We start from the raw sequence: 13279 nt of genomic DNA on the forward strand, positions 1-13279 counted from the left end.
GTGGATGGACACCGATGAGAAACGCCAGTTCCAAACCGAAAGGACCGAAAATCATGTTTACTCCGCTTCGCAAGATCGCCCGCGCCGTTCGTGGCAAGACCACTCAGGAACGCGAATTCGAATATCTCAGCGGCTCGGTATCGAATGTCGACCTGGAGTTCCGCCAGCGCGAAATCGACCGCGGCCTGTTCCGCCGGTAATGCACTCAGCGCATGGCAGCCCATCGCCATGCGTATGGAAGCCAGCGGATGCAGCCGTATCGGCCTGTGTATTGCTGTGTCTCGCAAAACTATGTGAATGCGCGCTTCAAGCGGTTGTCCACCGCTGTCCGGTCTAAATGACAGGACACGTTGCCTTTGAAGCGAAGTTGACGGCGAGAGGGTGCGTATTTCCCCGACGTCATCCTTGGGCTTGTCCCAAGGATCTAATCACGTCGAATTAAATCAATCGGTTGCAGATCCTCGGGACAAGCCCGAGGATGACGTCAGAATGTACGGCAAGGTTCGTATTCATCTGGTGACGCCGCGCAGTATCGGCGGAATGCCAGCTCAAGGCCGGAATGACGGAAGAAAATACGCCTGCAAAAGATCTCCGCGGCGTTTAGGATGCTCTTGGCGCGGCCGGGGCGATGAAATAGACTGCCCCCATGCCGTTTCGCCGCCGTGAACCCGTTGGTTTTTCAGAGAAGATTCGCGACCTCTTCTGGCCGCGCACGGGTTTTTCCCGTTCGTTGCGCTATATGAAGCTGCGCCTTCTGCGGCTTTCCGCCTCTCCGCATTCGGTTGCCGCCGGTGTCGCTCTCGGTGTCGGCGTGGCGTGGACGCCGTTTCTCGGCGTACATATCATCATCGCCATGGCGCTCGGTTTTCTCATGCGCGTCAATCTCGTGGCGGCAGCGCTCGGCACCACCTTCGCCAATCCGCTGACATTTCCCTTCATCTGGGCATCCACCTGGGAGCTGGGGCACTTCATCCTCGGCCGGCAGAAGACGGAAAGCGCTGCGCACGTGGATTTCGTGGCGCTGTTCAGCCATCTCGAATTCCGGCAGATATGGACGCCGGTGCTGGAACCCATGACCATCGGCGCGCTGCTTCCTGCCGTTATCAGTGCGGTCGTCGCCTATATCGCCGTCTATGGTCTCATCAGCGGTTTCCAGCGCCGCAAGATGGAAAATCTCGCGCATCGCGCCGCCAACAAGAATGCTTCTCTGGAGATGTTGAAATGATCATTGGATTGGGCAGCGACCTGATCGACATCCGCCGCGTTGAAAAGTCGATCGAACGTTTCGGCGAGCGCTTCACCCATCGCTGTTTCACCGATATCGAGCGCGCCAAGTCCGATGGCCGCAAGAACCGCGCCGCTTCCTATGCCAAGCGTTTCGCCGCCAAGGAAGCCTGTTCCAAGGCGCTGGGAACCGGCCTTGCGAACGGCGTTTTCTGGAAGGATATGGGCGTCGTCAATCTGCCGGGCGGCAAGCCGACCATGGTTTTGACCAATGGGGCAGGGGAAAGGCTGGCGGCGCTGCTGCCCGCCGGCCACCGCGCCAATATTCACCTGACGATCACGGATGATTTTCCTTACGCTCAGGCATTTGTGATTATCGAGGCGCTTCCCGTGAACGGGTAAGACCCGGTGAAGCCGCATTGGCGTCCTATTTGCGGACGTGTCACAGAAGCGCTTCCCTTCGGGCTGGAAAGGTTCTAGAGAAGTCGCAGAAATATGAAAGCGTTGCCGGCTGCGTAAAAACCGCTTGCCCGCCGCATATGCGATAAAACAACGGCCCGGCGGCCTTCGTGAAACCGAAGAAGCCGGGAAACAATCAGGCAGGTCTTTAAGTGTCGGAAAAAGCTGAAAAGAAGCAGAACGCCCTCTGGGAGAACGTCAAGGTCATCATTCAGGCGCTGCTGCTGGCCATGGTCATCCGCACCGTGCTGTTTCAGCCCTTCACGATCCCGTCCGGCTCGATGATGCCAACGCTTCTGGTTGGCGACTATCTTTTCGTCAACAAGTTCTCCTACGGCTATTCGAAATATTCGCTGCCTTTCTCGCCGAACCTGTTTTCGGGCCGCATTCTGGAATTCAGCAAGCCGAAGCGCGGCGATGTCGTGGTCTTCCGCCTGCCGCCCAATCCTGAAGTCGATTACATCAAGCGCCTCGTCGGCCTGCCGGGTGATCGCATCCAGGTGACGAACGGCGTGCTGTTCATCAACGGCCAGCCGGTGCCGAAGCAGCCCGATGGCACCTTCACCTCCGATTACCGCGCCGATCCGGGCGCCAACGTGCCGGTCTTCCGCGAAACGCTGGATAACGGCGTCACCTACGACACGCTCGACCAGTCGCCTGATTCGCGTGGCGACAACACCCGCGAATTCGTGGTGCCGGAAGGCCATTATTTCATGATGGGCGACAATCGCGACAATTCGCTCGACAGCCGCTTCGATGTCGGTTTCGTACCGGAAGAAAACCTGATCGGCCGCGCCAGCGTCATCTTCTTCTCGCTGGGCAATGACACGCCGTTCAGCCGCATTTGGGAATGGCCGGCCAACATGCGTTGGGACCGCCTCTTCAAGGTTGTGGAATGAGCAAGACCAAGCCGCTTGCGGCGGACGAGATTTCCCGTCTGGAAGCGTTGATCGGATATGAGTTCAAGGAAAAGGCCCGGCTCGACCGGGCCTTGACCCATGCCAGCGCCCGCTCGGCTGCGGCCGGCAATTACGAGCGGCTGGAATTTCTAGGGGACCGTGTTCTCGGTCTCTGCGTTGCCGAATTGCTGTTCTCCACCTTCCGCAATGCCACCGAAGGCGAGCTTTCGGTCCGTCTGAACCAGCTCGTCAGCGCCGAATCCTGCGCCGCGATCGGCGACGAGATGGGCCTGCATAATTTCATCCGCACCGGCTCGGATGTGAAGAAGCTGACCGGCAAGGCGATGCTGAACGTGCGCGCCGATGTCGTCGAAAGCCTGATCGCCACCATCTATCTGGATGGCGGGCTGGAAGCATCGCGCAAATTCATTCTGAAATACTGGCAGGGCCGCGCCACCAGCGTGGATGCCGGGCGGCGCGACGCCAAGACCGAGTTGCAGGAATGGGCGCATGCCAGATTTGCGGTGACGCCCTCTTACCGGGTTGACGATCGCTCCGGACCGGATCACGATCCCCGCTTTACGGTGACTGTCGAAATTCCCGGCGTAAAGCCGGAAACCGGCGTCGAGCGCTCCAAGCGCGCGGCCGAACAGGTGGCGGCAACAAGATTGCTGGAACGCGAAGGCGTCTGGCAGAAGACCTCCACCCGGAACTGAGCACCCGGCGAACCGGGCGCTGAACATCGAGCGCATGACGGGCCCTTTGGTCGCATGTTGAATACCTCTGACCTTGAATGGATATCATGACCGATCACGAAAACCCCGCCATGACTGGCGAAGATGCCGCCCTTCCGACCCGCTCCGGCTTTGTCGCCCTCATCGGCCCCACAAATGCCGGCAAGTCGACGCTGGTGAACCGTCTGGTGGGCGCCAAGGTTTCGATCGTCAGCCACAAGGTGCAGACGACGCGCGCCGTGATGCGCGGCATCGCCATTCACGATAATGCCCAGATCGTTTTCATGGACACGCCCGGCATCTTCAAGCCGCGCCGCCGGCTGGACCGCGCCATGGTCACCTCCGCCTGGGGCGGCGCGAAGGACGCGGACCTCATCCTGCTGCTGATCGACAGCGAACGCGGCCTGAAGGGCGATGCGGAAACCATTCTCGAAGGTCTGAAGGATGTCCCGCAGAAGAAAATCCTTTGCCTCAACAAGATTGACCAGGTGAAGCGCGAAGACCTTCTGAAGCTCGCCGCCGCCGCCAATGAGACGGTCGCCTTCGACCGCACCTTCATGATCTCGGCGACAAACGGTTCGGGCTGCGAGGACCTGATGAACTATCTGGCCGCCGAACTGCCGGAAGGCCCGTGGTATTATCCGGAAGACCAGATTTCCGATCTGCCGATGCGCCAGCTCGCCGCCGAAATCACCCGCGAAAAACTGTTCCTGCGCCTGCATCAGGAGCTTCCCTACGCCTCGCACGTCGAGACCGAAAAGTGGGAAGAACGCAAGGACGGCTCCGTGCGCATCGAGCAGGTGATCTATGTCGAGCGCGACAGCCAGAAGAAGATTGCGCTCGGCAAGAACGGCGATGCGATCAAGGCCATCTCCACCGCCTCGCGCAAGGAGCTGTCGGAAATCCTCGAACAGCCGGTGCATCTCTTCCTGTTCGTCAAGGTGCGCGAGAACTGGGGCGACGACCCCGAGCGCTTCCGTGAAATGGGACTGGAGTTCCCGCGGGGCTAGTTCCAGGCATCCTCCCTCATCCCTGTGCCTGTCACAGGGATCCAGCCAGCCCAAGTCCTTGGGCTGAAAGGAGTCCTTCCCGCCGCGCAGACGCGCGTCGGCTGGATTCCTGTGACAGGCACAGGAATGAGGGCGCCGGGGGAAACGGAAAGACGCACAAAGAACGAACTGAATATCTTCACCCACCATCGGGAACCGAATACGTTCGGGCGGGTTGTTCCAAAACAATTGGGCGCAACCTTTTTCGATGACGGATATTCATGTCGCCAAAAAAACCGAACGGAATTTCCACCACCCCGTGCCAGCAATGTCCCCTGCGCGACCTGCCGCATTTCCGGGATTTTTCCTCTTCCGAACTGGATTTCGTCTCGCGTTTCAAGACGGGGGAACTTGCGGTGGAAAGCGGCTCCGTCATCCTGATGGAAGGCTCGCATAGCGCCCATCTTTACACCGTTTTGCAGGGCTGGGCTTTCCGTTACAAGACGCTGGAAGATGGCCGACGGCAGATCCTTAATTACGTCATGCCCGGCGATCTCGTCGGTCTGCAGGGCACGGTGATGGGGGAAATGCAGCATTCGGTGGAAGCGCTGTCGCCGGTGACGCTCTGCGTCTTCGAGCGGTCCCGCCTCAACAACCTCTTCACCGATCATCCGACGCTTGCCTATGACCTCACCTGGATCGCGGCGAGTGAGGAACGCATGCTCGACAGCCACCTCCTCAGCATCGGCCGGCGCACCGCGCTGGAACGCGCCGCCTATCTCATTGTTTTCCTCTACAGCAAGGCAAAAGCAGCCCATCTCATACAGGGGGAAACGCCGATCCCGGTCACCCAGCAGCATGTGGCCGATACGCTCGGCCTCTCCATTGTCCACACCAATAAGACCTTGAGAAAGCTCGTCGATCGCGATCTCATCCGCTGGACGGACAAGGGCTGCCTGGTGCTGGACGATGCCGGGTTGAGCCATGTGGCCGGATGGGAAAGTGAAGAGAAGCGGCAGAGGCCATTCATCTGATCTTCCTTTGACATGTCTTTTTTAAATGACGGCGGAGCCGCAATTTGCGACTCCTGCCGTGTTATCTCACGGGAGAATCATGTCGGAGACCGCAGCTTCGAGCCGTGCGGTCCTCTTTTTTGGGAAGAAGAAAACATATGGTGCCACAACGGGTTATCATCGTTGAGGATGAATATCTGGTGGCGCTCGATGTCGAAGCGGTTCTCCAGTCCATGGGGGTGGAAACCGTCGCCATCGCCACCACGCTTGCGCAGGCGAGGCAGGCTGTCGAAGAGGATGGCGCCGATTGCGTGCTTCTCGATGTCAGCCTCACCGACGGCAAGAGCTACGATTTCGCGCGCGGGCTGCGCGATGCGGGCATTCCCTTCGGTTTCGTCAGCGGTTATGGCGACACGACGGGTTTTCCGGACGATCTCATGCACGCGCCGTTGCTTGGCAAGCCCTTCGGGGAAAACGAAATTGTCGATTTCGTTCTCAACCTCGTCGGCGCGGTCGACGGTGCCGTAAAAGAATAACGTTTTGCCGCCAGATCGGGTATGATCGGACCTGAATCGAAATTCGGACGCGTTTCATGCAGTGGCAGGAAGAGGCAATCATTCTCGGCGTCAAACGCCATGGCGAGACCAGTGTCATCGCCGAGGTGATGACCCCTTCGCGTGGCCGCCATCTGGGGCTGGTGCGTTCCGGCCGTTCCCGCAGCATGCAGCCCGTGCTACAGGCGGGCAACCGGGTGGATGTCATCTGGCGGGCGCGCCTTCACGATCATCTGGGTGAATTCCGCATCGAGCCGCTGCAATTGCGCGCTGCGCAACTGATGGAAACGGCGACCGCCGTTTATGGCGTGCAGGCCATGGGCGCGTTGCTCAGGCTTCTGCCGGAGCGCGATCCGCACCCGCATCTCTATCAGGCGCTGGATATCATTCTCGACAATCTGCATGACCCCGTCGATGCCGGGGAATTGTTCGTGCGCTTCGAACTGGCGGTGCTGAACGAACTCGGTTTCGGGCTCGATCTTACCGAATGCGCGGCGACGGGGCTGCGCACCGACCTCATCTATGTATCGCCGAAAACGGGCAGGGCGGTGTGCCGCACGGCAGGTGCGCCCTATGCGGAGCGGATGCTGTCGCTTCCGGCTTTCTTAAGCGAAGGCCAGTCGAAAGCCGCCGATCCTGACAGCCTCGCGGCGGCTTTCCGCCTCACCGCTCATTTCCTCAACCGGCATGTCTACGATCCGCGTGGCCTCAACGAAAACGCCGCCCGCGACGGTTTCGTGCAGGCGGCGCTGAAGGCGCTTGAGCGCAGGGCGACGGAGGGCAGGGCGATGCCGCCCGCCCTCGATAAGGCTGTCTGACTAGGCCATTGCAGGCCGCGGAGCCGGCCGTTCCTGAATGGGCCAATGTACGATGGCCGCGAAAATCCCCATGCCGACGCCCAGCCACCAGACGAGATCATAGGAACCCAGCCTGTCGTAAAGGAAGCCGCCGAGCCAGACGCCGAGGAACGAGCCGATCTGGTGCGACAGGAACACGACGCCGCCGAGCATGCCGAGATGGCGCGTGCCGAACATGATCGCCACCAGCGCGTTGGTCGGCGGCACGGTGGAAAGCCAGAGAATGCCCATCACGGCTGCAAAGATGATGACCGAAAGCGGAGATTGCGGCAGAAGCAGGAAAGCGGTGACGGCAACCGAACGGGCGAGATAGATATAGGCCAGCAGATAGGGTTTCGAATAACGCTGGGCGATGACGCCGGCGGCAAGCGACCCGATGATGTTGAAGAAGCCGATCAGCGCCATGGCGATGACGGCGTAGCGCGGTTCGATGCCGATATCGCCGAGATAGGCCGGGAAATGCGCGGTGATGAAGGCCACCTGAAAACCGCAGACGAAAAAGCCCGTGGTCAAAAGCAGGTAGCTTTTATGGCCGAGCGCTTCCTTCAAGGCCTCGCCCGCCGTCTGCTGGAACTGCGCCTGCGACTGGCTGCCGGAAGAGGAATTGCCGCGCATCGGAAAGGCGAGCAGCGGCACGAGCATCATCATCGCGGCAAGCCAGACGAGGCTGTCCGACCAGCCATAGGTGGAAATCAGGCCCTGGCTGATCGGCGCGAACAGGAACATGCCGGCTGAGCCCGCCGCGGTGCCGATGCCGAAGGCGAGCGAACGCTGCTGCGGCGTGACATGGCGCGCAAAGGCCGAAAGGATGACGCTGAATGAGCCGGCGGCAATGCCGAGCCCGACCAGCACGCCGCCGCCGAAATGCAGCCAGAAGGGCGAGGTGCCGAAGGACATGCAGATGAGGCCGGCGGCATAAAGCAGGCCGGAAAGCACGAGTACGCGGCCCGTGCCGTATTTATCGGCGATGGCGCCGAAGAAGGGCTGGCCGAGCCCCCAGAAGAGGTTCTGCAGGGCCATGGCGAGACCGAAGGTGGAGCGGTCCCAGCCGGTATCGGCGAGCATCGGCAGCTGGAAAAAGCCCATGGCCGAACGGGGGCCGAATGTCATGACCGCGATCAGCGACCCGGCGGCGATAATCAGCCAGGGCATGGTCTGGCGTGTGGCTTGCGACATGAATATTCCCCCATCGCGGCGCCTCGTCCCCAAAAAAGAGGGGCATGGCTTGCCGCGGATTCCGCTGCGATGGGATGAATATTATCTTTTGTCAGCCGGTCCCACTAGCGACTTTTCTTGACGGCCACTATTCATGCCATTGATGGAATGCCCCACATGCCGGCCACCGGAGAGACGACGATGAAACAGAATATCTACGACGATCCCGGGTTTTTCGAGCGTTACAGCGCCATGCCGCGCTCCGTGGAAGGTCTGCGTCAGGCCGGCGAGTGGCATGAATTGCGCGCTATGTTGCCGGATCTGAAAGGCACGGATTTTCTCGATCTCGGCTGTGGTTTCGGCTGGCATTGTCGTTATGCCGCAGAGCAGGGGGCGGCCCATATCGTTGGCGTCGATCTGTCGGAGAATATGCTGCGCCGCGCCGCCGAGATAAATGGCGGGCCCGGCATCGAATACCGTCGCGCCGCTATCGAAGACATCGATTTTCCGCAGGAAAGTTTCGATGTGGTGCTGAGTTCTCTCGCCCTGCATTACGTTCGCGATCTCGACATGGCATTCGAAAAGATTTTCGCCGTGCTGAAATCCGGCGGTGATTTCATCTTTTCCATCGAACATCCCGTTTTCACGGCGCTGGAAAAACAGGACTGGTTTTATGGCGAGGATGGTGAAATCCTGCACTGGCCGCTCGATAATTATCAAAGCGAGGGCGTGCGCCATTCCAACTGGATGGCGGACGATGTGGTCAAATATCACCGCACGGTGTCAGGCATTCTCAACGGTCTCTTGGCCGCCGGATTCGTTTTGAAGCGGCTGGCGGAACCGAGGCCGGATCCCGCTTTGATGGCCGAGCGGCCGGAACTCAGGCACGAAGATCGCCGCCCGATTTTTCTGATCGTCGGGGCGCGCAAGCCGTGAGGCGATGAACCCTCCGTCTACTCATTCCTGTGACAAGCACAGGAATGAGGGAGAGAGGGTGCGCCAGCCTATGAAACTTTTCGCCGTGGGCTGTGGGTTCGGTTTGACCGAACCAGTCGCTTACCGCCGCTTGATCGCCCAGCCTTCCGGCCTTTCCTCGATCACCTTCGCCACATCGCCAACCGATAGCCTGCCTTCGCCACGCGGCGTCACGTTCCAGCCGAACAGCGGGCCGGGCACGCGACGGTCTCCGGACATGCGGATGCGGCCCATGGCTTTCATGGGGGAGGGCACATCGCGGGAGCCGGTCGTCTGGTCCTGCGTGGTCATGATGCAGCGGGCGCAGGGTTTGACGAGATCGAAGCGAATGCCGCCGATCTCGATGGCCGCCCAGCGGTCCTCGGCCCATGGCTCGTCCGTATCAAGCACGATATTGGGCCGGAAGCGCTCCATGCCGACCGCGTCCTCGCCATTGGCGCGCATATTGTCGTTCAGCGCGGCAAGCGAGGCGGTGGTGGTGACGAGGATCTGGTAACCGTCCGCAAAGGTGACGGGCGTTTCGTTGCCGGTCCATTCGAGGCTTGCAATGCGTTTCGAGGCGTCGTCGAAGAACACCAGCTTCACCTCGCGCCCCAGCCATGCCGAGAGCGTGTCGTTGGTCTCGCCATCCGCGATATTGGCGCTGACGATCGATTTCCACACCGCCACATCCATGCGCTCTCCGGAAGGTCTTGCGAGAACCTCGCCATTCGCTTCCCGCGAAAGCACCATGCCGCCATCTTCATGCCGGGCCAGAACCGTGGCGATGGCCGGCAATTCGCGCTGGGTGATGAAATGGCCGGTGGGATCGATGAGCATGGCGCGACGGTCGCCCGGCAGGCCTTCTGCCGAAACAGTGCTTTCGGAGAGGGGAATGCCGCGCGCGCTTTTCAGCGGATAGATGTTGAGTTCGGTCACACGCATCTCGGGTCTCCTCAAATCTCGTCGAGAAACAGGTCCAGCACCTGTTTCAGCCGCTCATGGCGGGCCTTGGCCATCTGCCGGCCCGTCTCGGTGCGAAAGCCGTCGGCCAGCTTGAACAGCTTGGTTTCGAAATGGTCGATGGCAAAGGCGCGGTCGTCAAGCGGCCGCTCCTTCGCCAGCGGGTCGACCGGGTCGTAAAGCGCCGAACCCATGCGCCCGGCAATATAAAAGCAGCGCGCCGCCCCCACCATACCGATGGCGTCCAGCCGGTCGGCATCCTGAAGGATTTTTGCCTCCAGCGTCTGCGGCTCTATATTGGCGGAAAAGCTGTGGGTGGTGATGGCGTGGGCGGCGGCGTCGATATCCTGCCGTTGCCAGCCGAGAGACTCGAGAATGCCCGAGGCTTTTTCTGCCGCGAGCCGTGAGGCCTGCGCGCGGAGCGGCGAGTTCTTCTCCACCGCCACGCAATCATGCAACAGCACGCTGGCCGCCAGCACGGTGCCATCGCCGCCTTCGCCCGCATGGATGCGCATGGCGTTGCGGAAGACGCGGTGAATATGGGCAAGATCATGCGAGCCGTCGCCCGTATCGGCGGCGTGCGGTATCAAATCCTGCGCAAGCGCCGCATAGGGCGCGAAAGCATCGGCCGCGATCATGCCTGCGGCTTCCGGGTGAGGATTTTCTGGTAGAACAGGCCGATGCCGATCAGCACCGCGCCGAGCCCGATGAAGGACAGCGCTCTCAGCACGCCTTCGAGATTGCTCATGTCGATCAGGAAGGCCTTGGCGACGGAGATCAGCACGAAGGCGGCCGATGCAAGACGCAGGCTGCGGGCATTGAAGCGCGAACCGAGCACGAGCAGCAACACGCCGATCAGCAGCCAGACCACCGAATAGCTATAGGTCTCTCCCTGCAGAAAGCCCTTCCAGTCGGCAATGTTCTCGCCCTGCCAGAAACGGCGCACCGAAAGCGTGGCCCAGGCAAAGCCGAGTGCCGCACCGGCCACCGCTAGCATGCTGACATAGGGCGGCGGACGTTTTCCGCGCGCATAATAGGCAAGGCCGCCATAGGCGAGCGCCGGCAACAGGTAACCGATCAGCAGCAGGTTGAGGAACGGGATGCTGCCGGTATTTTCGCCGGTGAAATAAGGGTTGAGCGTGAAGAAATGCATCGTCAGCACGTTGATGACGGCAATCACGCCGGCAATCATCGAGCCGTAGCGGAAGACGGGGCTGGGGCTCTTGAGATCGAGCGTCATCAACACGCCCGAGAAGCCGATGGTCAGCAGCGTGTAGATCGACTGTTCGCCAAGCGTCGGCACGCTGTCATCCAGCGTGCCGCCATTCATCGCGTGGCGGATGAGGATGGCGACGGCGAGAAGGCCCATGACGCTGGCAATCGCCTGCAGGAAGTTCTTCGCCCTGACCCCCGGCCAGTCGCGCAGCAGCCATGCCGAGGCGACGGCCAGCAGTGCGGGAATGCCGTAACCCGGCAGAAGCGCGTTGAAGACCGGCGTGAGCCCAAGATTTTGCGGCCCGACAATGGTGGGTTCCCAGGCGATGCGGCCGAGAACGGCAACGCTTGCCACGGCCATCACCCAGGGCAGCACATCCCAGTTGCGGTAACGTGTCGCGAGCACATAAACGAAACCGATGGCGGAGAGCAGCACGGTCGTCGCAAGCCCCTCCGTCAGCGTGTGCAGGCAAAGCGCGAAGGCGGCGAAGGAGCCGAGCACGAGGATGTTCAGCGGCTTGCGATAGGCCTCGTCGTTCTGCCGGTGCAGCCACTCGGCGCCCGCAAGCAACACCAGTCCGAGGCCAAGGCCATAGGCGGCGTGCAGCCAGTCACGGCCGAGATTGCCGTATTCGACAAAGCTTGCGGTGGCGAGCCAGACCGGGAAAAGTGCTGCGATACCTGCCCAGAGCTGGGCGAAATCCGCATCGTCAGCGCCCTTGCGCTTCAGGAAGGAGAAGGCGCAGAGCACGAAGACGGCCCCGAGGCCGAGCGCCATGGCGATTTCCGCCGTGTAGCCGACCGATACGGGCGGAAGGGACACGGACGTATCGTTGATGAGGCCGATGAAGTCGATGCCCTGCCGCGACATCAGCGACACGGCAGCCGGCGCACCGAGCGCTGCGATGATGGCGGGCCATACCGCATAATGGCGGGCGGCGCCAAGGGCCGCAAGGGCGGCGATGAGCGTTGAAACGATGAGCGCTGGATGGGTGTCGATACCGCCATCGGCAAACAGGAAACCGATGGCCGGCAGGATCACGGCCATCGAGACAGTGAGATTGAGGGCGAGCGACGGGCGCAGCAGAAGCCGCATGGCGCGGATGGCGCGCCGCTCGGGAACGGCGGTTTCACCGGCCTCGGCAGGCGGCGTGTCGAATGTCTTGCCCGGCCAGAGGAATATGGTTCCCGCCATCATGACGAGCAGGGCGAGTGTCGGCGGTTCGGCGCTGATCGTTTCGGAAAAGCCGATATAGCCGAGCGCCCAGAGGCCGAGGCCGGCATTGGCGAGAGAGGGAACCACGGTCCAGCCCTGCCTGCGCGCCGCGGCCGCTGTTGCCAGCCAGGAGATGGTGAGGAACACGAAGAGCGCCCAGATATTCGGCGTTTCGGTGGAAATCAGTGCCGGCGTCAGCATCGAGCCGAGAAGGCCGAGACCGGCCAGCGCCTGCCCGTGCAGCAGCGAAAGCCCGATGGTGGCGAAGGCGACGAGCCCAAGCAGGCCAAAAGCCATGCCGGGGCCGATATAGCCGTAAATGCCATAGGCGGCGTAGACGACGCCGAACAGCGTCAAGGCGCCGGCCGCCGTCAGCACGCCCGGTATCATGGCGTTGGAATAGGTGGCGGCGATACCCGGCACCGCCTTGCGGCGGACAGCCTCGCCTGCAAGTCCGAGGACGAAGCCGAAAATGGCGGCGAGCGACAGCCTGACCGCCGGGCTGAGCAGCCCCGATTCGATCGAATATTTGACGAGGAAAATACCGCCAAGCGCCAGCGCCAGCCCGCCTGCCCATACGGCCCAACGCGCGCCGAGCAGGATTTCGAAGCTTTCCTTCGTTGCCGGTGCTGATGCCGTATCGCTCGCAGGAGCGGAAGGTGCTTCCTCGCGGACGGCGTCTTCCGCCTGCGCCATGGCGGCGGCGTCCTGGGGTTCGGAGGCGTATTCAGCCTGGAAGGTTGCGTCTTCCGCAGGCGTCCTGCTTTCCTGTTCCACCTCGAGATCCGGTTTTGCCGTGGTTTCCGCGCTCTCCGCCTGCGCCGCCACAGGCGACGTCACGCCCGCAGCCATCAGCCGCTTGAGACTGAGAACTTCCCGTTCCAGCGACTTGATTCGACTTGAATTGCGGATGCTCGCGACCAGCGTGTAGATGAAGGCCGCGACGAGGGCGAGGACAAACAGCGGGATTTCCAAACGGACTCTCCAATTACGAAGCTGTTTTTAAAGCCCTTTTGGTGAATTTATGCAAGGCCCGGTTGATGAATG

Annotated in this window: 14 protein-coding genes; 10 read left to right on the top strand and 4 right to left on the bottom strand. The window is 61.3% G+C overall.

Going from position 1 to position 13279, the window contains the following annotated elements:
- The first annotated feature begins 53 nt into the window (after nt 1-53).
- The 9 genes from ACQZ5K_RS16290 (at nt 54) to recO (ending at nt 6690) form a co-directional block, all read left to right on the top strand.
- Nucleotides 54-200 (top strand): hypothetical protein, encoded by a 147-nt coding sequence (locus tag ACQZ5K_RS16290; protein WP_003496944.1) that lies wholly within the window; start codon nt 54-56, stop codon nt 198-200.
- Nucleotides 201-646: 446 nt separating this feature from the next.
- On the top strand, nt 647-1225 hold the full coding sequence (locus ACQZ5K_RS16295) for a DUF2062 domain-containing protein (RefSeq protein WP_425647590.1): 579 nt from the start codon (nt 647-649) through the stop codon (nt 1223-1225).
- Nucleotides 1222-1626 (top strand): holo-ACP synthase, encoded by a 405-nt coding sequence (gene acpS / locus ACQZ5K_RS16300; RefSeq protein ID WP_003521129.1) that lies wholly within the window; start codon nt 1222-1224, stop codon nt 1624-1626. The genes ACQZ5K_RS16295 and acpS overlap by 4 nt, the downstream gene beginning before the upstream one ends.
- Nucleotides 1627-1835: 209 nt before the next feature.
- Nucleotides 1836-2582, top strand: coding sequence for a signal peptidase I (gene lepB / locus ACQZ5K_RS16305; protein ID WP_003496938.1), 747 nt, complete (start codon nt 1836-1838; stop codon nt 2580-2582).
- Entirely contained in the window at nt 2579-3298 is a 720-nt protein-coding gene (gene rnc, locus ACQZ5K_RS16310) for a ribonuclease III (RefSeq protein WP_125146846.1), read from the top strand. Before lepB ends, rnc begins: the two co-directional genes overlap by 4 nt.
- Nucleotides 3299-3375: 77 nt before the next feature.
- Nucleotides 3376-4326, top strand: coding sequence for a GTPase Era (era, locus tag ACQZ5K_RS16315; RefSeq protein ID WP_162936692.1), 951 nt, complete (start codon nt 3376-3378; stop codon nt 4324-4326).
- A 260-nt stretch (nt 4327-4586) separates the two neighbouring features.
- Nucleotides 4587-5339, top strand: coding sequence for a Crp/Fnr family transcriptional regulator (locus ACQZ5K_RS16320; RefSeq protein WP_003521132.1), 753 nt, complete (start codon nt 4587-4589; stop codon nt 5337-5339).
- Nucleotides 5340-5476: 137 nt separating this feature from the next.
- Entirely contained in the window at nt 5477-5854 is a 378-nt protein-coding gene (locus ACQZ5K_RS16325) for a response regulator (RefSeq protein ID WP_003521133.1), read from the top strand.
- 56 nt (nt 5855-5910) lie between these two features.
- On the top strand, nt 5911-6690 hold the full coding sequence (gene recO, locus ACQZ5K_RS16330; RefSeq protein WP_003521134.1) for a DNA repair protein RecO: 780 nt from the start codon (nt 5911-5913) through the stop codon (nt 6688-6690).
- Here recO and ACQZ5K_RS16335 read toward each other — a convergent pair whose 3' ends face one another.
- Nucleotides 6691-7905, bottom strand: a complete 1215-nt coding sequence (locus ACQZ5K_RS16335) for an MFS transporter (RefSeq protein ID WP_162934057.1) — start codon at nt 7903-7905, stop codon at nt 6691-6693.
- A 180-nt stretch (nt 7906-8085) separates the two neighbouring features.
- On the opposite strand from ACQZ5K_RS16335, the gene ACQZ5K_RS16340 reads away from it, so the two are divergent.
- Entirely contained in the window at nt 8086-8820 is a 735-nt protein-coding gene (locus ACQZ5K_RS16340) for a class I SAM-dependent methyltransferase (protein ID WP_448740853.1), read from the top strand.
- 120 nt (nt 8821-8940) lie between these two features.
- Here the strand turns inward: ACQZ5K_RS16340 and ACQZ5K_RS16345 are convergent, their stop codons facing one another.
- The 3 genes from ACQZ5K_RS16345 to ACQZ5K_RS16355 are packed head-to-tail and all read right to left on the bottom strand — an operon-like array spanning nt 8941 to nt 13207.
- Nucleotides 8941-9783 carry an MOSC domain-containing protein gene (locus ACQZ5K_RS16345; RefSeq protein ID WP_443407082.1) on the bottom strand — a complete coding sequence of 281 codons (843 nt, stop codon included), beginning with the start codon at nt 9781-9783 and terminating at the stop codon, nt 8941-8943.
- Between the two features lie 11 nt (nt 9784-9794).
- A complete protein-coding gene (locus ACQZ5K_RS16350) occupies nt 9795-10439 on the bottom strand; it encodes an HD domain-containing protein (RefSeq protein WP_448740854.1) in 645 nt (214 codons plus the stop codon).
- A complete protein-coding gene (locus ACQZ5K_RS16355; RefSeq protein WP_448740855.1) occupies nt 10436-13207 on the bottom strand; it encodes a DUF2339 domain-containing protein in 2772 nt (923 codons plus the stop codon). Before ACQZ5K_RS16355 ends, ACQZ5K_RS16350 begins: the two co-directional genes overlap by 4 nt.
- Nucleotides 13208-13279: the final 72 nt, after the last annotated feature.

The sequence above is a fragment of the Agrobacterium sp. 22-226-1 genome, from assembly GCF_053522345.1.

What these genes read in the sequence shown, in the direction of transcription:
- ACQZ5K_RS16290 (WP_003496944.1), top strand. Translation starts at nt 54, where the DNA reads ATGTTTACTCCGCTTCGCAAGATCGCCCGCGCCGTTCGTGGCAAGACC.
- ACQZ5K_RS16295 (WP_425647590.1), top strand. Translation starts at nt 647, where the DNA reads ATGCCGTTTCGCCGCCGTGAACCCGTTGGTTTTTCAGAGAAGATTCGC.
- acpS (WP_003521129.1), top strand. Translation starts at nt 1,222, where the DNA reads ATGATCATTGGATTGGGCAGCGACCTGATCGACATCCGCCGCGTTGAA.
- rnc (WP_125146846.1), top strand. Translation starts at nt 2,579, where the DNA reads ATGAGCAAGACCAAGCCGCTTGCGGCGGACGAGATTTCCCGTCTGGAA.
- era (WP_162936692.1), top strand. Translation starts at nt 3,376, where the DNA reads ATGGATATCATGACCGATCACGAAAACCCCGCCATGACTGGCGAAGAT.
- ACQZ5K_RS16320 (WP_003521132.1), top strand. Translation starts at nt 4,587, where the DNA reads ATGTCGCCAAAAAAACCGAACGGAATTTCCACCACCCCGTGCCAGCAA.
- ACQZ5K_RS16325 (WP_003521133.1), top strand. Translation starts at nt 5,477, where the DNA reads ATGGTGCCACAACGGGTTATCATCGTTGAGGATGAATATCTGGTGGCG.
- recO (WP_003521134.1), top strand. Translation starts at nt 5,911, where the DNA reads ATGCAGTGGCAGGAAGAGGCAATCATTCTCGGCGTCAAACGCCATGGC.
- ACQZ5K_RS16335 (WP_162934057.1), bottom strand. Translation starts at nt 7,905, where the DNA reads ATGTCGCAAGCCACACGCCAGACCATGCCCTGGCTGATTATCGCCGCC.
- ACQZ5K_RS16340 (WP_448740853.1), top strand. Translation starts at nt 8,086, where the DNA reads ATGAAACAGAATATCTACGACGATCCCGGGTTTTTCGAGCGTTACAGC.
- ACQZ5K_RS16345 (WP_443407082.1), bottom strand. Translation starts at nt 9,783, where the DNA reads ATGCGTGTGACCGAACTCAACATCTATCCGCTGAAAAGCGCGCGCGGC.
- ACQZ5K_RS16350 (WP_448740854.1), bottom strand. Translation starts at nt 10,439, where the DNA reads ATGATCGCGGCCGATGCTTTCGCGCCCTATGCGGCGCTTGCGCAGGAT.